The sequence below is a fragment of the Virgibacillus halodenitrificans genome (genome assembly GCF_001878675.1).
GTDB lineage: Bacteria > Bacillota > Bacilli > Bacillales > Amphibacillaceae > Virgibacillus_Q > Virgibacillus_Q halodenitrificans.
The window spans coordinates 1,578,851-1,599,948 of the sequence record NZ_CP017962.1 but is presented as its reverse complement, the minus strand read 5'-3'; the positions used below and the strand labels follow the sequence as shown (position 1 = coordinate 1,599,948).

Here is a 21,098-nt window from a genome sequence, read left to right as displayed (position 1 = left end):
TCTTTTCATTTGAAATCTGACTACTTTTTCTATCGTCGGTTTAGTCTATAGTATAACATTGTACTATTGAATGACTATTATAATAATCTTTACAGAGACTAATGTCAAGAGCGAGTAATCTTTTTCTTCAGCGTCTTTACTTCACCTAGGGTAATCCCTAATTCTTGAGCGATTTCCATATGACTACTATCTGCCTCAATTTCTACGAATCGGTGAAGGTTTACTCCGAAGATTTCCTTGTTATTCCCAGCATTCCATTGTTTATCATTTGTACGCAACTTTATCCCTCCTCCACATCACCCACATCACAAGCGGATAACAAAGGTTATCTATCTAGTTTTGCCAAAGGAATTTTATTTTATTATACTTAAAGGAAAGTTTTATTTAACGGGGGTGTTTTATTGCAGTCATTAAGAAGTTTTCTTACTCTTATAGTTGTTTTGCTTATACTTTTATTTCCTTTTTCCATTGGTGCTGAGGATGCATTAATTAAGACAAATTATTTAAATGTAAGAAGTGGTCCCGAGGAAAGCCATTCTACAATAGATCAAGTACATAAAGGAGAAATTTATCCCATACTGGAAAAACAGAATAAATGGGTAAAAATCAAGTTAGAAAAAAAGAGTGGATGGGTCTCTCTGGATTACATCGATATGCAAAATCAGCCAGAAGCCGGAAAGCAGTTAAAAATTGTTTATGATCAAGTTCATTTGAGAGAAGGTCCATCCACAGACCATTCAATTACTTCTTTTGCTAAGAAGGGGGAAGTCTTTAAGATAATATCTTATAACAATGGATGGTATGAAGTGAAAAGCGGGCAAACTAGAGGTTATATACATGAACGTATTGCTCTTGAAGAGAAAAGATCTTCATGTACAGATGTAAAAAATAAAACTATCGTTATTGATGCTGGTCACGGAGGGCGAGATGTTGGAGCAATCGGTATAACAGGAGTACAAGAAAAGCACCTTACACACAAAACTGCCGAGCTTTTAAGAGATAAACTTATCTTGCTTGGAGCAAATGTCACTCTTACAAGGCCAAATGATGAATTTATTTCACTTGCAAGCAGAACAAGCGTAGCAAATATTGCTAATGCGGATGCATTTCTCAGCCTGCATTATAACAGTGTTTCAGATTTACCAGGAGTTTCAGGAATACAATCCTATTATTTTTTGAATAACAGCAAGGAAATGGCTCAAACACTTCAATCATCATTAATTAATATAAGTGAGGCAAATGACCGGGGAGTACACAAGGAAGACTTTTTTGTAATGAGACAAAATAGAAATGAGGCAGTTCTTTTAGAGTTAGGTTTTATATCTAATAAAGAGAGTGAACAACTTTTAGCCACACAAGCTTACCAAGAAAAACTAGTTGCTGGTATTATAAATGGATTGAACAACTACTTTTGTAATTAGAATTTTTATACTTGTTAAAGCCGGAAGTACTATCAAAAGAAACTTATATACATGCTGAGTTTTCTTCATTCATTAGTGCAAAAAAAAGCCGAAAACAATTTCGAATTATAGTTAAAATCTTCGAATAGTTTTCGGCATTGGTTTTATTTGAGGCTATTATTTCAAGTTTATCTATCTTTACTGTCAATAATTAGCGTAACAGGCCCATCATTTATTAATTGCACGTCCATCATTTCTCCAAAAATACCTGTTTCTAACGGAATATCTTGATCTTTTATCAGTTGATTAAATACTTCGTAAAGAGATTTTGCAACTTCTGGCTTTGCTGCCTGCATAAAATTAGGTCTTCTTCCCTTTTTTGTATCCCCATATAAAGTAAATTGGGATATAGAAAGAAGACTTCCTTCCACATCTTTCAACGATAAGTTCATTTTTCCATCTTGATCCTCAAAAACACGCAAATTAATTATTTTATTCACAAGATATATGGCATCCTCTTCGGTATCCTCATGAGTAACTCCCAATAATACTACATAACCATAATTAATACTTCCAACCACTTCATTATTAACCTGCACGTTAGCTTCTTTCGTGCGCTGAATTACTGCTTTCATTATATGGTACTCCTTTGTAAAAACGATGACTATTGTAACGTTCGGGTTACAGTATATACATCTTTAATCTGCTTAATACGTTCCACAACTTTACGTAAATGACTTGTGTTATGAATTAGAATTGTTAATTGCACGATAGCCATTTTATTTCGGTCTGATCTGCCAGTCACGTATGTTATGTTTGTTTTTGTTTCATTCACTGCCTGAAGAACTTCATTCACAAGGCCACGACGATCATATCCGGAAATATCTAAATCTACATGATATTGTTTTTCTGTTGTTTGGTTGCTTTCCCATTCTACATGCAGATAACGTTCTTTTGCCTCTTCTGTCTGGACATTAGGACAGTCTGCCCGATGGACAGAAACACCGCGGCCCTTCGTAATATAACCAAGAATTTGATCACCGGGCACAGGATTACAGCATTTAGCTAAGCGGACCAGTAAATTATCCACACCCTCCACTTGGACCCCGGAGTCTCTCTTATGAGCTTTTTTGCTTTTAATATCAGCGGTTTTTGCCTCTTCAATCGACTTCGCCAGGTCCTGTTCTTTTTGCTTGGTCTGGCGAATTTTATCTGTAAGTCTAGTAGTTACTAAAGCTGCGGTTATTCCTTGATAGCCTACTGCAGCGTACATATCTTCTTCACTTGAGAAGTTAAATTTCTCGAACACCCTCTGAAGATTATCTTGTGTTAATACTTCTTTAGGTTCAAGTTGTAACGCCCTTATTTCTTTATCAATCGCTTCTTTACCTTTAATAATATTTTCATCTCGTTGCTGTTTCTTAAAAAACTGCTTGATTTTACTTTTCGCCTGAGATGTTTGTGTTATTTTCAACCAGTCCTGAGAAGGGCCATAGGAATGTTTAGATGTCATTACTTCAATGATATCCCCATTTTTTAATTTATAATCCAATGGCTCCATCTTTCCGTTAACTTTGGCTCCTATAGTTTTATTTCCAATCTCTGTATGAATTTTATAGGCGAAATCTAAAGGGACTGATCCTGAAGGTAACTCGATTACGTCCCCTTTTGGAGTGAAAACATATACCATATCTGAAAACAAGTCCATTTTTAATGTTTCCATGAATTCTTCTGCATCATGTGTCTCATTTTGCCATTCTAATATTTCTCTAAACCAAGTCAATTTTTCTTCAAAGGATTTCTTATTCGTAGTAACTTGTTTTCCTTCTTTATATGCCCAGTGTGCAGCAATTCCAAATTCTGCAATTTCATGCATTTCCTTCGTACGAATTTGAACTTCTAATGGATCACCTTTAGGCCCAATTACAGTTGTGTGCAAAGACTGATATAAATTAGGCTTGGGCATTGCAATATAATCTTTGAACCTTCCTGGCATCGGTTTCCAGCATGTATGAATAATGCCTAAAACTGCATAACAATCCTTAATACTGTCAACTAAGATTCTTACCGCAAGCAAATCGTATATTTCATTAAATTGTTTGTTCTGTTTTACCATTTTCCGATAAATACTGTATAAATGCTTCGGTCTACCTGACATCTCGGCCTCTATATTAACTTCTTGAAGCTGTTTAGATACCTCTTCCATTACTTGTTCAATATATGATTCTCTTTGGTCCCTCTTCTGCTTCATCAGTTGGACTATGCGGTAATATTGCTGGGGGTTTAAGTAGCGTAAAGCTGTATCCTCAAGTTCCCATTTAATAGTAGATATACCTAAACGGTGTGCTAAAGGTGCAAAAATTTCAAGTGTTTCATTTGAAATACGTCGTTGTTTTTCTGGTGGCAAATGTTTTAAAGTACGCATATTGTGTAAACGGTCTGCCAACTTTATTAAGATAACTCTTATATCTTTTGCCATAGCTACAAACATCTTACGGTGATTTTCGGCTTGAATTGCCTCTTTTGATTTATATTTAATTTTCCCTAGTTTGGTTACACCATCAACAAGCATAGCTACTTCATGATTAAAAGCTTGTTCAATCTCTTCAACCGTTATGGAGGTATCCTCTACAACATCATGCAAAAAACCTCCAGCAATTGTCTCCGGGTCCATTTCCAAGTCTACAAGAATCCCTGCAACTTGAACGGGATGTATAATATAAGGCTCGCCGGATTTTCTAAACTGCTCAGCATGTGCTCTCTCTGCAAACTCATAGGCACGCTTAATAAACGTGATATCATCATCAGAAAGATAGCCTTTCGCCTTCTTTACTATATCTTCAATTGTTAATATATCATCTTTAGCCATCGAATCACCTTGTCTGGAATTGTTCTTTTAATCCCCTGATTGTTTATTTATAATTTATATAAAAAGAAAATTATAATATTGATTATATTCTTTTTCCACCAATATGTACAATTAAAAAAGTATTTCCCTTTTAAAATGTGGAAAAGCTGCCTTGACCGTTATAATTTTATTCATCTAACCAAAGAGAATACATTTATCTGGCTTGTTACAGCTTCACTAAAAATATATAAGAATAGGTCTGAATGAAATTAACTTTTCATCACTCAGACCTCTCAGTTTTCATTCGGGAGATTTAATAGCTCATTAAAGTAAGTACATCGTAGCCTTCTAACTTATCCATTCCATCCAAATAGCTTAGCTCAATAATAAAAGCACAGCCAACTACAATGCCTCCAAGCTCCTCTACCAATTTAATTGTTGCTTCAATTGTGCCTCCAGTTGCAAGTAAATCATCTGTAATAAGCACACGTTGTCCAGGCTTTATGGCGTCTTTATGAATAGTCAATACATTTGAACCATATTCCAAGCCATAGTCAACCTTAATTACTTCTCGAGGCAACTTGCCTTCTTTACGTACTGGAGCAAAACCAACCTCAAGCGCATAAGAAACCGGACAACCAATAATGAATCCTCGCGCCTCTGGCCCCACCACAATATCTATTTGCTTTTCTTTAGCAAATTCAACTATTTCATCAACTGCTGATTTAAAAGCCTTCCCGTTATCCATGAGTGGGGTAATATCTTTAAATTGGATTCCTTGTTTAGGCCAATCTTCAACTATTTTTACATATTGTTTATAATCCATGAGCTAGTTCCTCCTTGGGGCTATCTACATAATCCATACATTGTATGAACCAATTTCTCAATTCTTCATAATTGGAATAGTACAAAATTCTTTCCAATTCAGCTTTATATTTTCTCTTCTGATATATTTCAGATTCACTCAAATCTTTTTTGACTGGCTTATCTACAACGGTAATGATACCATTTTCTATTTTAACAAATTCCAATTCAAAAAACACTTTTGAAAGAAAGATCAATTTTTCCTTTGACCAGCCCTTCATTTGCACAAGTTTATTTAACTCTGTTTTCATGTCAATTTGCTTTCTTTTCAACAAAAGAGCATAAAGCCACTTAAAATCATCTCTAGATGGAAATGATGTTAAGTAAACACTATTTTCCACGTGATAACCAGCGTAGACGTTCTTCGGTTGAGTAATTTGAACCAATTCTTTTAGTTCATCAAGCGAATCAGGGAGATCTAATATATACAGCGTATCCACCTGTGGTAAATCAGTTCCAATTTCCTGGTAGGTAATCTGTTTGATTCCAGGTAAGTATTCTTCGTTATTATTACTTACGATTAAATTATTGTTAGTTAATGAGATATATTGTGACACATCTGCGTCTTTTTTTCCGCGGCAGTCAAATAACTGCCATTCCTCTATTGCCAGATCCTGTAAAACAATCTGTGGTTTTCTAAATCCATTCCATTCATTAATACCTAGTTCTCCTACAATCGAGACAAGCGTCTTCGGCGTAAATAAAGGATATAGGTGGCCAAAGCCAAAGCCAATACCCTCCAAATTAACTTCTTCCTCTTTAAAATGAAGTTTTAAGTGAGTTTTTTTACTGCCAATTTGTCTTACATCTTTTGGAGCATGAGTTAGATGAAATACGGGTTTTGGATTTTTCATTCCAAAAGGTGCTAAACGTGCAATATCATTAATTAATTTCTCATTTATGTCTTTCACAGAAATACTTTGACTTATTTCTATCGCTTGTTTAAAGTCCTCTTCGGTAAGTTGATTATCAATAATACGATTTAATTCCTCTTGTAATTTGCTGAGGTTATCCATCGGTAATGTCATGCCTGCTGCTTGTGCGTGTCCTCCAAAGTGTGTGAACAATTCTCTTACTGTCATACAATTTTTAAATAAATCAAATGCTGGAATACTTCTCGCTGAACCTTTTACTTCCGATGTTTCCGGCTTAACAGCCAAAACAATAGCTGGGCGGTCATATTTCCGAACAAGTTTAGAAGCTACAATTCCTAATACTCCCTCATTCCACCCTTCTTTTGCAGCGATAATAATGCCTTTTTTATTAGTCGAATTAACCATTAACTCTGCTTCTTTTACTATATCATTTACAATTCGTTGCCGCTCAAGGTTAATAGAATCAATTCTTTCAGCAATATAATCAGCTTCCTCCTGGTCCTCTGTCATGAGTAGTTGTACGGCCAAATCTGCATTCTGGAGTCTGCCAACTGCATTAATACGAGGACCAATCAAAAAACCTACGTCCTCCTCTGTGACATTTCCTTCTATATTACAGCGACCTTTCAATGCCTTTATACCTGGATTTGTTGTAGTAGTAAGTGATTTCAAACCATGAAATGTAAGAATACGATTTTCACTGATAAGTGGAACCAAATCAGCTATCGTACCAATTGCGACAAATTCTAATAGATGTCCAGGAAAGTAGCCTAGTAAATGTTCGGCAAATTTAAAAGCGACGCCAACACCTGCTAATTCCGGAAAACCATAATCTGGTGAGCATTTAGGGTGGATAACAGCATAAGCGTCTGGTATCTTCTCTTGTACCTCATGATGATCCGTAATTATTAAATCCATACCTAGTTCTTTCGCAACTAATGCTTCTTGGACCGAGGCAATGCCACAGTCTACAGTGATGATCAGCTTAGCCCCGTTTTCATATGCTAATCTGAAAGCATCTTCATTAGGGCCGTACCCTTCTGTAAACCGGTTCGGAATATAATAATCACAATTGGCTCCGAGCTCTTTTAAGGCTTTCAATAAAACAGTAGTAGAGCTTACGCCATCGGCATCATAGTCCCCATAAACGAGTATTTTCTCCTGGTTGGTTATAGCCTCTTTTACTCTTTTACCCGCTTTATCTATAGATAAAAGACCAATCGGTTTATGTAAATCATTTAAATCCGGGGAGAGAAATCGTAATGCTTGACTTCCTTCCTTAATACCTCTTTGCAATAGAAGCTCTTGGACAATAGGAGAGACATTAATGGAGCTATCTATCCAGTCAATGATTGTATCATTCATTTCATTATGCTTCCATGTTGCTTTACTCTCTAACATAAGTTCACCCCTGACTAATCTATTATACAAAAGAGCATCAGGGGTGGCAAATACTATTATTTGGTTGTCGAATCCTCGTGACCTTTAGAATGCTTATCTTTCTTTTCCAGAGACACGCCATTTTCTTGTAATTTTTTATTCATAAGGTTATTCTCATGCTTATATCTTTTAAGTTCTCTCTGTAAACGAAATACTTTTACAGCGCCAACAGCAGCGGTTATGATTCCACCCATTAAGACTGAAAAGAGAATCACTAAGATAAGAGGTGAATTTCCGGTCCAAAATATATAGTTTACATCCACTGCTTCTACATTACTAACTGCGAAAATAGCCACAACTATGATAAAAACAATAGCTAATATAACATATGACTGTCCTTTCATCCTATCCCTCCTTATACTTTATCTTTTACATTATTTACCCTTTATAAGCAATTTTTAAGCTAGAATATATTACTTCCCTTGAAAGAGTTATGCTATAAACGTTATTAAAAATTTATTTACGACATAGTTAGGAGAAAATGCTAACTAGTGTAGGTACAATCTTACACAGCAGAGCAAAAGAAATCCGAACCATGATTCAAAAGTAGTACGAATCGGTTCGGATTTTCAATGTAAGATTTTTTGTCTGGCCCTCAATTTGCACCACTACGTTACTGTGCTGTACATTTTTATTATTATTCAATTTCAAACAACTGCTTAAGCAAGGTCGCGTGAGATTAAACTTGTGGTCCTTCAACTTTCTTCTTCTTCGTAAAATCTACTGGTTTATTCTTAAGCATCTTACCTCTCCAAATAAGCCACAGTTGAGAAGCAAGGAATAATGAACTGTACGTACCAGCTATCAAACCAACTGTCAAAGCAATAGCGAATCCGGTAATAGATTGAGCACCAAGGAACAAAAATGCCAGGACAGCAAGCAATGTGGTTACGGTTGTATTAATACTTCTGCTCAAAGTTTGAACTAAGCTTCTGTTCACAATAATTGCCAATTCTTTAAACGATTTGACTCGTTTATTTTGCAGATTTTCTCTTATCCGGTCAAAAGTAACTATCGTATCATTTACTGAGTAACCAACAATAGTTAACACGGCTGCAACGATCGTAATATCGAATTCTATCCTTGTAAAGCTGAATATCGCTATAACAAAGAAGGCATCGTGAAGTAAAGCAATAATCGCTGTGATCGCAAAGAACAATTCAAAGCGGAAAGTAACATAAATAATCATAAAGATGGAAGCTATTGATACTGCATAAATAGCGTTCTTAACCAATTCTTGACCAACAATTGGTGACACTACACTTACACTTGGGGCATTACCATATTTATCTTTGAAATAGGAAGTTACTTCAGCAATTTTTTCTTTTTCTATTACTTTATCAAACCTCGTTACAGCAATATCATTATTATCCCCGGAAAGCACTATGGACTCAGCTTCTAACCCTAATTCAGATAGCCCATCTTCAACTTCCTCCGTTGTAATCGTATCCTCTGCAAGGATTTCAATTCTTGAACCACTTGTAAAGTCAATTCCAGGATTTAATTTAAATAAAAGGAGTGAAGCTATTCCTAAGACAACCATAGAAATAGAAATCCAGAAAAATTTCTTTCGATGCTGAACGACATCGATCTGCTTGTTAAATATTTTTGGCTCTTCCTTATCCTTCAAAGCAATATCCTTTATGTCTTCTTTTTTAACACCAAACCAACCAGGTCGCTTTGAAAGAGTTTTGCTTTTAACCCATAAACCAAGCAGAAGCCTTGTTCCAAATACAGCTGTAATAAAGCTGACTAAAATACTGACTATTAGCATCGTTGCAAAGCCTTTTACTGAGCTAGTTCCGAAAATGAACAATACTACAGCAGCTATTAATGTTGTCAAGTTGGCATCGAAGATTGTTGATAATGAATTTTTTGACCCTGCCTTAAATGCCGCCATAACTGATTTCCCGGACTTTAGTTCCTCTTTAATACGTTCAAAGGTTATTACATTAGCATCTACAGCCATCCCTACACCTAATATCAGTGCAGCAATACCTGGTAAAGTCAGAACACCGTTCATTAATTCAAAAACTAGTAAGATTAAATAAATGTAAATACTTAAGTTAATTGTAGCAATCAGTCCAGGGAAACGATATACCGCAATTATAAACAGCATAACTAGTCCTACACCTATAAATCCTGCAAATACGGTTTTATCCAATGCCTGCTCTCCAAATTGAGCGCCAACAGCAGTAGAGTATATTTCATTCATATGAACAGGTAAAGAGCCGGAATTAATTATATCCGCAAGTCTCTTTGCTGATTCCACTGTGAAGTTTCCGCTAATCATCACATCAGTAGTATTTAGAGTTTCTGTAACACGCGGTGCAGAAATATATTTTGGATCTTCTTTCATGGATTCCTCTTCATAGGAATCCCCTTTTTGATAATCCATCCAAATAACTAACAAATTGTCCGGCGAACCCATATTTTTAATTTTTGTAGTTACATCAGCAAATTTGGAAGCATCCTTCAGTTGCAATGTAACAATTGGGGCATTCGTTTTTTGATCAAAATCCTGCTTTGCACTGCCTTCTTTAATGTCAGAGCCATCGAGAAGTTTATTGTCATTTACATCTCGGAAAGACAACCTGGCAGAAGTAGATAACATTTCTCTGGCTTCTGATTGATCCTCTACACCAGCAAGTTGTACCCGAATTCGATCTTCACCCTCAATGTCAATGTTAGCCTCGCTAATACCTAAACGGTTGACACGATCATTAAGAGTTTCTACAGTAGCTTCCATTAATTTCCTATCTACTTTTGCTCCATTATCTACAGGCTCTACTTCATAAAGCACCTCAAAGCCACCCTGTAAATCCAGACCAAGATTTATATCTTTTGTAATTCCTGTTACCGTTGTCCCAATCAATCCTCCAAATATCAAAACGATTAGAAAAAAGGCAACGATTCTGCCTCTGTTTTTCATTTAAAAACTTCCTCCTCATTATTCAGTTCTGTCGATGGCAATTTCCTATAAGTTTCATTACTCGCTGTTTGTCAAAGCTGCGATGGAAGCCATCAAATCATCGTCCTGATAAGCTTTTACTGTTAAATAACTCAGATAAATATTTGATCCCAGATGAAAAATATCCTGGACCACTTCATAGATTCTTTTCTCCGGATTACCCTTCCACACTTTTTCAAGCAAACAACGCCATATATCTTCACTCGTAGCCTGTGTGTAACCCATTAAACGAAATTCGCTACTTTTACTTTCAAGAGCTGGTAAGACCATTTCTCTCCAATCAGTAACACTATGTATGGTTTCCAATAAAATTCCTCCTGTCCCGGAGTATAATTATACCCTTCTTGTCATGCTTGACCCATTTCTTAGCATATACATAATTGTATACGAAAAATTATTATTTGAGAAGGCAGGTCGACCATAATGACCAAACAAACTTTTTTGCAGGGTACTCTCATTTTAATAGCAGCGGGTATGATCACCCGGTTTCTAGGCTTTATAAACAGAATTGTTGTTGCTCGGCTGATGGGGGAAGAAGGTGTGGGCCTTTATATGATGGCATTACCAACATTCTTCCTCGTGCTTACGCTCACTCAACTTGGGTTACCTGTAGCTATATCGAAACGCGTTGCTGAAGCGGAAGCTAAAAATAATCCCCAAAAAATAAAGCAGATACTTGTAGTATCATTAATTGTTACAGCCATATCAAGTATTCTGTTTACTATCGGGATGATACTTGGTGCACCTTTTATTGCAACAAAACTATTGACCGACAGTCGTACGCTATACCCTTTACTTGCAATTAGCCCTATCATTCCTATTATAGCCATTTCCTCTGTACTCAGGGGATATTTCCAAGGAAGGCAAAACATGAAGCCTCAAAGTTATTCTCAAGTAATTGAGCAAATTGTGCGCATTACTTGTGTAGCATTCTTTGTAAAGCTGTTACTCCCATTTGGTGTGGAATATGCTGCAGCTGGAGCTATGTTTAGTGTAATTCTTGGAGAATTTGTCAGTCTCCTTTACATGCTTCACATGTTTAAACAAAAGAAAATAGTGAAAATAAGATCACAATTCTTTTCCTATTTAAAGACCAGTTCCCAAACACTAAAAGAATTATTTTCTATTGCACTACCAAGTACAGGAAGCCGAATGATTGGGTCCTTAACCCATTTTCTGGAACCAATACTTGTGGCACAAAGTTTAGCAATTGCCGGAATATCAAGTTCATTAGCAACGAAGCAATATGGAGAATTAACGGGATATGTGTTACCCCTTTTATTCTTACCAACTTTTATTACTCAATCTCTTTCAGTAGCGCTAGTTCCATCGCTATCTGAGGCAGATGCTTCTTCTAACAACAAGTTGATTCACTATCGAATCCATCAATCTATTCGTATCTCATTTGCATCTGGCGCTTTGGCAACGATTGTTCTTACATTATTCGCGGATACCATTTTAACGTTTATGTATGGTACTGCTAATGCTAGCAAATTTATCCTTTTAATGGCACCTTTTTTTATATTACTATATATCCAAGCTCCTTTACAAGCTGCTTTACAAGCATTAGACTTTGCAAAACCAGCAATGTGGAATTCCTTGATAGGTGCAGTTTGCAAGTTAACAATTTTGTTTCTCCTGGCTTCTAACTCTGCTTTTGGAATTATGGGCGTAGCGATTTCTATGTCTGTGGGTGTAGTTCTAGTTACTTTATTACATTTGATTACACTGCAAAAAATGATAAACTATACACTTCCTCTAAAAGACATAGTAAAAATGGTAACCTTAATTGGCTTGACTTGGCTAGCAGGAAGTATAATAAAGCAAATATTCCCCTGGGGAACAGGAAATCCGATTCTATTTTTAATTACTTTAATAGCTTTAACAGGTATTTATATCTTTTTCCTTTTCTCTCTAAGGTTTATTACAAAGGAAGAATTAAATCAAATACCTTTTATAAAGAGATGGATTTGATTTCAAATAAAAAAATGAAGTAATGAGCAAGAAGTGAGTTTAACAACATACAAAATAGTTTAGTCTTGATTACTACTCCAGCTAAATGCATTATCTGTCTAACTGAAAAAACTTGAAATTCTCTAGACTATATACAATATGTTATGACCATGTATAATTCGCAAAATGGATAAATTGCGACGTAACTAAGAATATAGAGGCTGCGTAAATCACCGCTACGGGGAAACATTGCGCTTTCCGCGGGCGGCTGATGAGCTTCCTCACGCTACGCGTTCGGGGATCTCATCGAGGCCTCTCCTCCCGCAGTCAACCATGTATTAAAAAAAGAGCTATACACCACAAGGGATGAAAATAGATGTAGAGTGACGATACTAGTGCTACGGCTGGATGAGGAAGGTCGATACTCCTTGGTGCCTTAGAGCCCTACCCGCAGTCTGACTCCTTCGACCACGGCGCATCACTTATTGTTGCTCCTTTCGGGAAGCACTCATGGTAGATTAACCCTATTCTGGTTGTTGCGCCAGCCTTAAAATATTTGATGCCGTAGAAGGGATACTTTTTAATGGATATACTCATTGAAAGAGCATGCGGTCTAGATGTCCACAAAGACAACATTACTGCATGCATTATTACACCAAAAGGAAAGGAGATTGGAACATTTTCAACCAAAACCGTTTATCTGATCGAGTTAGTGGATTGGATTAAGGAACACAAATGCACCCATGTTGCGATGGAAAGTACAAGCGTCTACTGGAAACCAATTGTTAATTTGTTAGAAGCAGATGATATTGAATTCCTAGTAGTAAATGCGCAACATATTAAAGCTGTTCCAGGAAGAAAAACAGATGTTAAAGATGCTGAATGGATTGCCAAGCTTCTTCGTCATGGTTTACTCAAGGCTAGTTTCATCCCAGATCGGAATCAACGGGAACTACGTGAACTTGTTCGGTATCGTAGAAGTATCATTGAAGAACGTGCAAGACAACTCAATCGAATTCAGAAAGTGCTAGAAGGCGCTAACATCAAACTAGGTTCTGTTGTTTCTAACATTACGGGAGTGTCTTCTCTTGATATGCTTCGATCTATAGCTAATGGCGTTGAAGACCTTGATGTTTTAGCCAATTATGCAAGAGGCGTAATGAAACAGAAAAAAGAACAACTAAAACTTGCACTACAAGGTTATATACAAGATCATCAACGGTTCATGATAAAGACTATTATAGACCACTATGATTACCTTACTAACACAATAGATATGCTTGATAAGGAGATAGCACAAAGAATGAGAGAATATCAGGAAGATATTGAGCGACTGGATTCAATCCCAGGAATAGCAACAAGAATGGCTGAACAAATACTTGCAGAGCTGGGAACAAATATAAAAAAACAATTTCCTAGTGCACCGCAAATGTGTTCATGGGCGGGGTTAGTTCCCGGTAATAATGAAAGTGCTGGGAAACGCAAATCATCTAAAACCAGGAATGGAAATAAATATTTGAAATCTGCATTAATTGAAGCGGCTCATTCACTTCGGGGTTCCAAAAACTATCTCGGAGCACTCTATCGTCGTACTGCTTCCCGTAAGGGTAAAAAACGAGCAGCAGTTGTAGTCGCCCATGCCATTTTACGAATAGCCTATTATCTACTAACTCGTAAAGAAATGTATGTAGATTTAGGGGAAGATCACTTCGATAAGCAAAGACAACAATCTATTGTTAAACATTCCCTGCGCCGTCTGGAAAGTTTAGGGTATACAGTTGAAATCAAGGAACAAATAGTATCTTAACATCTTACTGAATTTCTATATCCCATTAGACATCGGCGCTCTCCTACTTTTTTTAAAGTGAATGAGCTGCGTCTACTTTAGTGTTGACATTTTTCAGTATTATAGTACTTTTATTTTCATGGTAGGAGTCTCCATATTTCCCCTTCGCTACTATGTACATTTATATCTACGAAGAAAAATTGCGTTCACATAGATCCAGAATATGCTATGCACGAATTGATTGGAGTGGAGGGCGGCGACTCCTGCCGGAATAGCATGAGGCGAAGACCCTGGACGGAGCGTAGCGGAGGAAGCGGCTGAGGCCATGCCGGCGGAAAGCGTCCGCCTGAAACGGAAATCAATGGGGCACTCCTCCTCAAATATTTTACTGAGCTTTTCATCATTAAAGTTACGTCGCAGTTTACTCCAATTGTGTATTAAATGAAGCTGTATTGTTTTCAATTCTCTGGTCCTCTATCTAAAAAAAGAATCTCCTGCTAACCTCTAACAAGAGCAGGAGATTCTTTAATTTGCCATAACTTATTTATGAGTTGCTGGGATACATATAGAATATCTAAGTATGAAAGATATATTACATAAATGGAAGTAAATACCGAAAGTATATATAAATGGTTGCAACTATTAATGAAACAAATACAAGTGGAAAGCCATATAGCATAAACCGGATGAAGGAAATTTTCTCATTTTCTGCTTCAGCCATACCTGCAACTACTACATTTGCCGATGCACCCAACAGAGTAGCATTTCCTCCTAGACAAGCACCAAGAGACAGAGCCCACCACATGGGGTCCAAGTGCATGATACCATAGCTTTCAAATTCCTTTACCACAGGAATCATTGCAGCCACAAATGGAATGTTATCAACTACACCAGAGAACAACCCAGAAACCCATAAAATTAACATGGTAGTTTTTACGTATTCCCCTTCTGTTAATAAAACTATTGCTCTAGCCATTTCATCTATTACCCCTACCTCCTGTAAACCACCTACAAGGGAAAACAAACCAATAAAGAAAAATAAAGTGACCCACTCTACCTTTTGAAAAACATGTTCTGTAGGTAATTCTTTTTCAGTTAAGAATAATAATAAAACGGCACCAGATAGTGCGACGATAGTTAAATCCGTATGTAATACTGTATGTAACATAAATCCTGATATAGTTAATAACAAGACAGAAACTGATTTGTATAGCAATGGACTCTTCTTCAAATACATTTTAGCATCAATTTTGTGGAGTTCCTCATTATTAATTTTCGATTTTGCAAGTTGGCTTCGAAATATAAAGTACAACATGAATAGAAATAAAAGAAAAATAATTAAAGCTATGGGAGCTGCATGTAAGATAAAAGATAAAAATGTCAGATGATCTACAGCTTGTCCTATCATAATATTTGGCGGATCGCCAATTAACGTTGCAGTTCCTCCTATATTTGAACTAAAAATAATAGCAAGCAGATAAGGAAATGGAGGAAGCTTTAAAAGTTTTGTAATCTTTAATAATATGGGTACAAATATTAAAACAGTAGTGACGTTGTCTAAAAGAGCTGATCCAAGGGCTGTTAATATACTCACTCCCATAAGTAATGGCATAGGCTTACCTTTTACTCTTTGAGCGAAGCGAATTGCAATATAACTAAATAATCCCGTTTTTTCTGTAATTGATATAAGAACCATCATTGAAAATAATAATGCAATTGTATTCCAATCTATATAGTCCATAAATGCTCTCTGGGGACTGTAAATACCTGTTGCTAATAGAAGCGTTCCTCCTGTAAGGGCGACTACCGCTCGATTAACTCTTTCCGTCATAATAAAAATATAGCTCACAATAAAAATAAGTGATGCTAGAATGATATCCATAATACACCTGCTTTCTATACAGCATGCTTCTATAACTATATGAATGTAAAACCTGAAATATTTTCTTCTATTTTATTTATTAATGAATAAGCTAATAATGGAAGGACAAACTTTTTGGGGGGAATGTTATGACAAAGCAGTTTACTGCAGTAGTTTATGGCTTGGTTATGGTTCTGGGTCTCATTCTAATAACAAGTATCATTTTAGCATTACTACTTCGGTTCACTTCATTTAATGATCCTTTGCTATCATGGATAACCTTGGGAATCGGCCTTATATCTCTATTTATTGGGGGACTGGTTGCTGGTGCAAAAGGAAAAGCAAAAGGATGGATTATTGGTGGTGTAACAGGTTTGGGTTTCACTTTATTTACATTCCTGGTTCAATATCTAGGATACCAGCAAGGTTTTTCATTAGAACAATCCATCCATCATCTAGCATATATTTCAGCAGCTGTGCTGGGGGGGATTGTAGGGGTAAACACGTTAGGTACAACTACAGAATAATTTATAGAACCAAATAAAAAGAAGTTAATGCCCTTAAAGCATTAACTTCTTTTTTAGTTTAAAAATACTATTTTTTAACTTCTCTAATAGCAGAACGGTCGTATGTAAGCTTAGTACCATCGCCCGCTTGAATCACAACTGTACTTTCATCGATGGCATGAACCACACCATGAAATCCGCCAATCGTTATTACTGAATCTCCTTTTTGCAAATCAGACTGCATCTGTTTCACTTGCTTCTGTCGCTTCTGCTGTGGACGAATCAATAAGAAGTAAAAAATCACAAACATTAAAATGATTGGTGATAAAGAAATCAGCATATCCATTTATTATCCCCTCCTTCTATTTATCATGCTATGCAATTAGAAGTTTTTGGCATTTGGTTTATTAAGACCATATTGCTCAAAGAAATCTTCTTTAAAATCTCCAAGACGATCATCGCTTATCGCTTTTCGTACTTGCCCCATTAATTTTACCAGAAAATATAAGTTATGGTAAGTAGTTAGTCTGAATCCGAATGTTTCATTACATTTTATCAAATGACGAATGTAAGCTCTAGAGTATTTCTTACAAACATGACAATCACAATTTTCGTCCAAGGGGCCAAAATCCCTTGCATATTTTGCATTTCTTACAACTAATCTACCCTTCGAAGTCATACAAGTTCCATTTCTGGCTATTCGTGTGGGTAATACACAGTCAAACATGTCAATACCACGAATCGCACCATCAATTAGTGAATCAGGAGATCCTACTCCCATCAAATAACGCGGTTTATCTGAAGGTAGTACTGGAGTGGTAAATTCCAGAACACGGTTCATTACATCTTTTGGTTCTCCCACTGATAATCCCCCAATAGCATAACCAGGGAAATCAAGAGAAACTAAATCTCGCGCACTCTGTTTTCGAAGATCCTCATACTCCCCTCCCTGAACAATACCGAACAATCCTTGATCTTGTGGTCGCCCATGTGCTTCCAGACAACGTTCTGCCCATCGGGAAGTTCTCTCAACAGATGATTTCATATACTCATATGTTGCCGGGTAAGGAGGACACTCGTCAAAAGCCATCATAATGTCGGAGCCTAGTGCATTTTGGATATGCATTGCTTTTTCAGGAGATAGAAATAATTTCTCGCCATTAAGGTGATTTCGGAAATGCACACCTTCTTCTTTAATTTCTCTCATATCACTTAGGCTGAACACCTGAAAACCTCCAGAATCAGTAAGGATTGCTCCATCCCAATTCATAAATTTATGCAAGCCGCCCGCTTCTCTAACAATGTCTTCGCCGGGTCTAAGCCATAAATGGTATGTGTTGGAAAGAATAATATTGGCGTTTATATTTTTCAATTCTTCCGGACTCATAGTCTTAACGGTAGCCAAGGTGCCAACAGGCATAAATGTGGGAGTATCAAATGAGCCATGTGGAGTATGAACTCGTCCAAGTCTCGCACCTGTTTGTTTACATGTTTTTATTAATTCATATGTTATTGGTGTCATGATTTATTCGTTCCTTTTTTATAAAATTAACATGGCATCCCCAAAACTGAAAAAACGGTATCGTTCTTGAACAGCTTCTTTGTATGCATGAAGTATAGTTTCTTTATCTACTAACGCACTTACTAACATGATTAAGGTTGATTTTGGAAGGTGAAAATTAGTAATTAATCCATCAATTGCTTTAAATTCATATGGTGGGTAAATAAAAATATCCGTCCATCCGCTTGTTTCCTTAAAAGCCCCTTGGTGATCTCTTGCAATAGTTTCCAAGGTTCTTGTAGAAGTAGTACCTACGGAGATAATCCTGCCATTTGATTTTTTTGTCTCGTTTAATATGTCTGCAGTCTCTTTAGACATATGATAGAATTCTGAATGCATTTCATGGTCATCTATATTCTCCACACTTACAGGCCGAAAAGTTCCCAGCCCTACATGTAAAGTAATAAACGCAATAGTTACACCCATATCTTCAATCTCTTCTAATAGTTCATTAGTGAAGTGTAAACCAGCAGTAGGAGCAGCAGCAGAACCTTCTTCCCTGGCAAAAACGGTTTGATATCGCTCCTTTTCCGGAAGCTGTTCTTTGATATATGGCGGGAGAGGCATTTCCCCTAATTCATCAAGTACTTCGTAAAAAATACCTGTATAATAAAATTCAAGGATACGACCTCCATGCTCTTCTGTGGCCAGACAAGTCGCTTTTAATTTCCCTTCCCCAAAAACAAGTGTCGTGCCTACCTTTATCTTTTTAGCGGGTTTTGCAAGAACTTCCCACGTATCAGCTTCACGTTGATTTAATAAAAGAATTTCTACTTTTGCCCCTGTATCTTCTTTGACACCATATAACCGGGCAGGTAATACTTTGGTGTCATTTAATACGAGGCAATCTCCTTTTTTAAAATAACTTTTTATATCTGAAAAATGTTTATGATTCACTTCTTTCGTTTGTCGATCGAGAACTAATAAGCGCGAAGCTGTTCGCTCTTGTAGTGGTGTTTGTGCAATTAACTCTTCTGGTAAATCAAAATCGAAATCCTCAATATTCATGCTGAATCTCCTAACATATACTATCTAAACTTTCCAATAAGGAATAAAATTGCAGTTATGATGATGCTTATAATAATCGAAGTCATTATTGGAAAATGAAACGTCATATTCCCTTTTCTAAAGCTGATGTCACCTGGTAATTTACCGATAAAAGTCCAAATGAAACCAATAATTAAAAAAACAACACCAAGCAGAAGAAAAATTTTACCGAAATTATTGATCATTCTCTTTCACCCCAAAATGCTGATAAGCTTTTGTGGTAACAACTCTTCCTCTAGGAGTCCGTTGAATGAAACCAATTTGAAGCAAATAAGGCTCATAAACGTCCTCTATAGTCTGGGACTCTTCTCCAATGGTAGCTGCAATGGTATCCAGACCAACTGGGCCACCTTGAAAACTTTCCATAATACCTCTAAGTAACTTATGATCAATATGATCCAAACCCTCATCGTCTACTTGAAGCATTTCCAAAGCAAGCTTTGTTGTTGGGAAACTGATTTCTTCTTCCCCTTTTACTTGTGAAATATCACGTATTCGTTTTAATAAACGGTTTGCTATTCTGGGAGTACCTCTGGATCTTCTAGCAACTTCCACAGCAGCCTCCTTGCTAAGACTAGTTTGAAAAATTTCAGCTGTTCTCTCAACAATTGAACACAAATCTTTTGTCTCATAAAACTCTAATCTGCTTAAAACCCCAAATCGATCTCTTAGCGGAGCAGAGAGTAAGCCTGCTCTAGTTGTGGCACCAACCAGAGTAAAAGGAGGTAAGTCAATTCGTACCGAACGAGCGCTTGGGCCTGTACCGATAACAATATCAAGAAAGAAATCCTCCATTGCCGGATATAGTACTTCTTCCACAGAACGTGGTAATCGATGAATTTCATCAATAAAAAGAACATCCCCCGGTTCCAACGAGGATAGTATTGCAGCAAGATCTCCTGCGCGTTCTATAGCCGGCCCTGAAGTCGAACGGAATTGTACTCCCATCTCATTTGCAATAATGCCGGCAAGTGTGGTCTTACCTAAACCAGGAGGTCCGTAAAGCAGCACATGGTCAAGCGGCTCTTCGCGCATCTTGGCAGCCTGGATGAAGATACTTAAATTTTCTTTAACCTTCTGTTGTCCTATATATTGCTTTAATATCGTTGGACGTAAACTTAATTCCACAGAAGCATCTTCATTCTGTAATTCACCCGTTACCACTCTGTCATCCATTTAGTATCCCCCCTTCTTTAATTTTTCATTAGTAATGCTAGTGCTTTACGTATTATTGTGTCAGTAGAATTATTTTCGTCATTAGGTAGTTTAGGCAGAACTGATTTAATTTCACGATCCGTGTATCCTAATGCTTTTAAAGCCTCTTTTGCTTCATCCAATTGTGCAAGGTTTTGATTTACTTCTTTGTGTTGTAATTCATGATCAGAATCTGTACTGGAAATAGAAATCATAGTAGTTAATTTGCCTTTTAAATCTAAAATTATCTGTCTCGCAGTCTTTTTTCCTACACCTGGAAAACTTGTTAAATATTTGTCATCTTCCCGTTCAATTGCACCTACAAAATCAGCAACATTAACTGTACCAAGAACTGCCAATGCACCCTTTGGTCCTATTCCCGAGACGGAAATTAACTTGGTAAATAAATACTTTTGATCTTCATCTTTAAAGCCATATAAAACTTGGATATCTTCCCGTACATAGTGATAGGTACTTATTAAAACTTCTTTGTTAAGCAAGTGTTGAAAAACAAAGGGATTGGCACAAATTATTTCATAGCCAATTCCTTGAACTTCTACTATCACTGATTCATCTTGAATGTATGTAAGATTACCTTTTATGTATGCGATCATTTTTATTTTCTCCTCCATTTACCTTACATCATTTTACCATATGCGCCCATATAGTAAAACAATTGAACTATTGGTGCTTCTTCTCAACCAAAAGTAGTTTGGAAAAAATTGATTTATTCTACATGAATACTTTTGCTTTCTTAATATCTAAAAACAAACTTCTATCCCCTGATATCAA

At 36.6% G+C, this 21,098-nt stretch carries 19 protein-coding genes and 1 other annotated feature (1 of these 20 cut by a window edge); of the genes, 4 read left to right on the top strand and 15 right to left on the bottom strand.

Annotated features, from left to right (window positions below; genetic code table 11):
• Positions 1-45 (bottom strand) — a binding site (T-box leader) (it extends 173 nt beyond the left edge of the window).
• Positions 46-104: 59 nt separating this feature from the next.
• Positions 105-278: a hypothetical protein gene (locus BME96_RS19805; protein WP_019377842.1), complete on the bottom strand. Its 174-nt coding sequence runs from the start codon at positions 276-278 to the stop codon at positions 105-107.
• A 123-nt stretch (positions 279-401) separates the two neighbouring features.
• Between BME96_RS19805 and BME96_RS08335 the strand changes: the two genes are divergently transcribed.
• Positions 402-1,421 carry an N-acetylmuramoyl-L-alanine amidase family protein gene (locus tag BME96_RS08335; protein ID WP_060678365.1) on the top strand — a complete coding sequence of 340 codons (1,020 nt, stop codon included), beginning with the start codon at positions 402-404 and terminating at the stop codon, positions 1,419-1,421.
• A gap of 167 nt (positions 1,422-1,588) precedes the next feature.
• Here the strand turns inward: BME96_RS08335 and dtd are convergent, their stop codons facing one another.
• From dtd to BME96_RS08300, 7 genes are all read right to left on the bottom strand, one after another.
• Entirely contained in the window at positions 1,589-2,035 is a 447-nt protein-coding gene (gene dtd, locus BME96_RS08330) for a D-aminoacyl-tRNA deacylase (RefSeq protein WP_060678364.1), read from the bottom strand.
• A gap of 29 nt (positions 2,036-2,064) precedes the next feature.
• On the bottom strand, positions 2,065-4,269 hold the full coding sequence (locus tag BME96_RS08325; protein WP_019377839.1) for a RelA/SpoT family protein: 2,205 nt from the start codon (positions 4,267-4,269) through the stop codon (positions 2,065-2,067).
• Positions 4,270-4,561: 292 nt separating this feature from the next.
• Positions 4,562-5,074: an adenine phosphoribosyltransferase gene (locus tag BME96_RS08320; RefSeq protein ID WP_019377838.1), complete on the bottom strand. Its 513-nt coding sequence runs from the start codon at positions 5,072-5,074 to the stop codon at positions 4,562-4,564.
• Complete coding sequence (gene recJ, locus BME96_RS08315; protein WP_071648850.1) at positions 5,064-7,388, bottom strand: single-stranded-DNA-specific exonuclease RecJ; 2,325 nt, start codon at positions 7,386-7,388, stop codon at positions 5,064-5,066. Before recJ ends, BME96_RS08320 begins: the two co-directional genes overlap by 11 nt.
• A 56-nt stretch (positions 7,389-7,444) precedes the next feature.
• The gene (locus BME96_RS08310) at positions 7,445-7,771 is read right to left on the bottom strand and encodes a LapA family protein (RefSeq protein WP_019377836.1); all 327 of its coding nucleotides are present in this window, start codon (positions 7,769-7,771) and stop codon (positions 7,445-7,447) included.
• A gap of 335 nt (positions 7,772-8,106) precedes the next feature.
• Entirely contained in the window at positions 8,107-10,359 is a 2,253-nt protein-coding gene (secDF, locus tag BME96_RS08305; RefSeq protein WP_060678362.1) for a protein translocase subunit SecDF, read from the bottom strand.
• Between the two features lie 57 nt (positions 10,360-10,416).
• A complete protein-coding gene (locus BME96_RS08300; protein WP_019377834.1) occupies positions 10,417-10,704 on the bottom strand; it encodes a post-transcriptional regulator in 288 nt (95 codons plus the stop codon).
• Positions 10,705-10,821: 117 nt separating this feature from the next.
• On the opposite strand from BME96_RS08300, the gene spoVB reads away from it, so the two are divergent.
• On the top strand, positions 10,822-12,372 hold the full coding sequence (spoVB, locus tag BME96_RS08295) for a stage V sporulation protein B (protein WP_060678361.1): 1,551 nt from the start codon (positions 10,822-10,824) through the stop codon (positions 12,370-12,372).
• 562 nt (positions 12,373-12,934) lie between these two features.
• Positions 12,935-14,158 carry an IS110 family RNA-guided transposase gene (locus BME96_RS08290; RefSeq protein WP_071648278.1) on the top strand — a complete coding sequence of 408 codons (1,224 nt, stop codon included), beginning with the start codon at positions 12,935-12,937 and terminating at the stop codon, positions 14,156-14,158.
• A 571-nt stretch (positions 14,159-14,729) separates the two neighbouring features.
• On the opposite strand, the gene BME96_RS08285 is transcribed toward BME96_RS08290, so the two are convergent.
• A complete protein-coding gene (locus BME96_RS08285; RefSeq protein WP_071648849.1) occupies positions 14,730-16,019 on the bottom strand; it encodes an ArsB/NhaD family transporter in 1,290 nt (429 codons plus the stop codon).
• A 128-nt stretch (positions 16,020-16,147) separates the two neighbouring features.
• Here BME96_RS08285 and BME96_RS08280 point away from each other — a divergent pair, with 128 nt between their 5' ends.
• On the top strand, positions 16,148-16,525 hold the full coding sequence (locus BME96_RS08280; RefSeq protein WP_019376829.1) for a TIGR04086 family membrane protein: 378 nt from the start codon (positions 16,148-16,150) through the stop codon (positions 16,523-16,525).
• A 67-nt stretch (positions 16,526-16,592) separates the two neighbouring features.
• Here the strand turns inward: BME96_RS08280 and yajC are convergent, their stop codons facing one another.
• From yajC to ruvA, 6 genes are read right to left on the bottom strand one after another with little or no spacing between them, the layout of a single operon-like run.
• Positions 16,593-16,850, bottom strand: coding sequence for a preprotein translocase subunit YajC (gene yajC / locus BME96_RS08275; protein ID WP_019376828.1), 258 nt, complete (start codon positions 16,848-16,850; stop codon positions 16,593-16,595).
• A 36-nt stretch (positions 16,851-16,886) separates the two neighbouring features.
• Positions 16,887-18,026 (bottom strand): tRNA guanosine(34) transglycosylase Tgt, encoded by a 1,140-nt coding sequence (gene tgt, locus BME96_RS08270; protein ID WP_060678360.1) that lies wholly within the window; start codon positions 18,024-18,026, stop codon positions 16,887-16,889.
• An 18-nt stretch (positions 18,027-18,044) separates the two neighbouring features.
• On the bottom strand, positions 18,045-19,073 hold the full coding sequence (gene queA, locus BME96_RS08265) for a tRNA preQ1(34) S-adenosylmethionine ribosyltransferase-isomerase QueA (protein ID WP_060678359.1): 1,029 nt from the start codon (positions 19,071-19,073) through the stop codon (positions 18,045-18,047).
• Between the two features lie 20 nt (positions 19,074-19,093).
• Positions 19,094-19,297 carry a DUF2905 family protein gene (locus BME96_RS08260; RefSeq protein ID WP_019376825.1) on the bottom strand — a complete coding sequence of 68 codons (204 nt, stop codon included), beginning with the start codon at positions 19,295-19,297 and terminating at the stop codon, positions 19,094-19,096.
• On the bottom strand, positions 19,287-20,288 hold the full coding sequence (gene ruvB / locus BME96_RS08255) for a Holliday junction branch migration DNA helicase RuvB (protein WP_019376824.1): 1,002 nt from the start codon (positions 20,286-20,288) through the stop codon (positions 19,287-19,289). The genes BME96_RS08260 and ruvB overlap by 11 nt, the downstream gene beginning before the upstream one ends.
• A 17-nt stretch (positions 20,289-20,305) precedes the next feature.
• Positions 20,306-20,920: a Holliday junction branch migration protein RuvA gene (ruvA, locus tag BME96_RS08250; RefSeq protein ID WP_019376823.1), complete on the bottom strand. Its 615-nt coding sequence runs from the start codon at positions 20,918-20,920 to the stop codon at positions 20,306-20,308.
• Between the last annotated feature and the right edge of the window lie 178 nt (positions 20,921-21,098).

What these genes read in the sequence shown, in the direction of transcription:
- dtd (WP_060678364.1), bottom strand. Translation starts at nt 2,035, where the DNA reads ATGAAAGCAGTAATTCAGCGCACGAAAGAAGCTAACGTGCAGGTTAAT.
- BME96_RS08325 (WP_019377839.1), bottom strand. Translation starts at nt 4,269, where the DNA reads ATGGCTAAAGATGATATATTAACAATTGAAGATATAGTAAAGAAGGCG.
- BME96_RS08320 (WP_019377838.1), bottom strand. Translation starts at nt 5,074, where the DNA reads ATGGATTATAAACAATATGTAAAAATAGTTGAAGATTGGCCTAAACAA.
- recJ (WP_071648850.1), bottom strand. Translation starts at nt 7,388, where the DNA reads ATGTTAGAGAGTAAAGCAACATGGAAGCATAATGAAATGAATGATACA.
- BME96_RS08310 (WP_019377836.1), bottom strand. Translation starts at nt 7,771, where the DNA reads ATGAAAGGACAGTCATATGTTATATTAGCTATTGTTTTTATCATAGTT.
- secDF (WP_060678362.1), bottom strand. Translation starts at nt 10,359, where the DNA reads ATGAAAAACAGAGGCAGAATCGTTGCCTTTTTTCTAATCGTTTTGATA.
- spoVB (WP_060678361.1), top strand. Translation starts at nt 10,822, where the DNA reads ATGACCAAACAAACTTTTTTGCAGGGTACTCTCATTTTAATAGCAGCG.
- BME96_RS08290 (WP_071648278.1), top strand. Translation starts at nt 12,935, where the DNA reads ATGGATATACTCATTGAAAGAGCATGCGGTCTAGATGTCCACAAAGAC.
- BME96_RS08285 (WP_071648849.1), bottom strand. Translation starts at nt 16,019, where the DNA reads ATGGATATCATTCTAGCATCACTTATTTTTATTGTGAGCTATATTTTT.
- BME96_RS08280 (WP_019376829.1), top strand. Translation starts at nt 16,148, where the DNA reads ATGACAAAGCAGTTTACTGCAGTAGTTTATGGCTTGGTTATGGTTCTG.
- yajC (WP_019376828.1), bottom strand. Translation starts at nt 16,850, where the DNA reads ATGGATATGCTGATTTCTTTATCACCAATCATTTTAATGTTTGTGATT.
- tgt (WP_060678360.1), bottom strand. Translation starts at nt 18,026, where the DNA reads ATGACACCAATAACATATGAATTAATAAAAACATGTAAACAAACAGGT.
- queA (WP_060678359.1), bottom strand. Translation starts at nt 19,073, where the DNA reads ATGAATATTGAGGATTTCGATTTTGATTTACCAGAAGAGTTAATTGCA.
- BME96_RS08260 (WP_019376825.1), bottom strand. Translation starts at nt 19,297, where the DNA reads ATGATCAATAATTTCGGTAAAATTTTTCTTCTGCTTGGTGTTGTTTTT.
- ruvB (WP_019376824.1), bottom strand. Translation starts at nt 20,288, where the DNA reads ATGGATGACAGAGTGGTAACGGGTGAATTACAGAATGAAGATGCTTCT.
- ruvA (WP_019376823.1), bottom strand. Translation starts at nt 20,920, where the DNA reads ATGATCGCATACATAAAAGGTAATCTTACATACATTCAAGATGAATCA.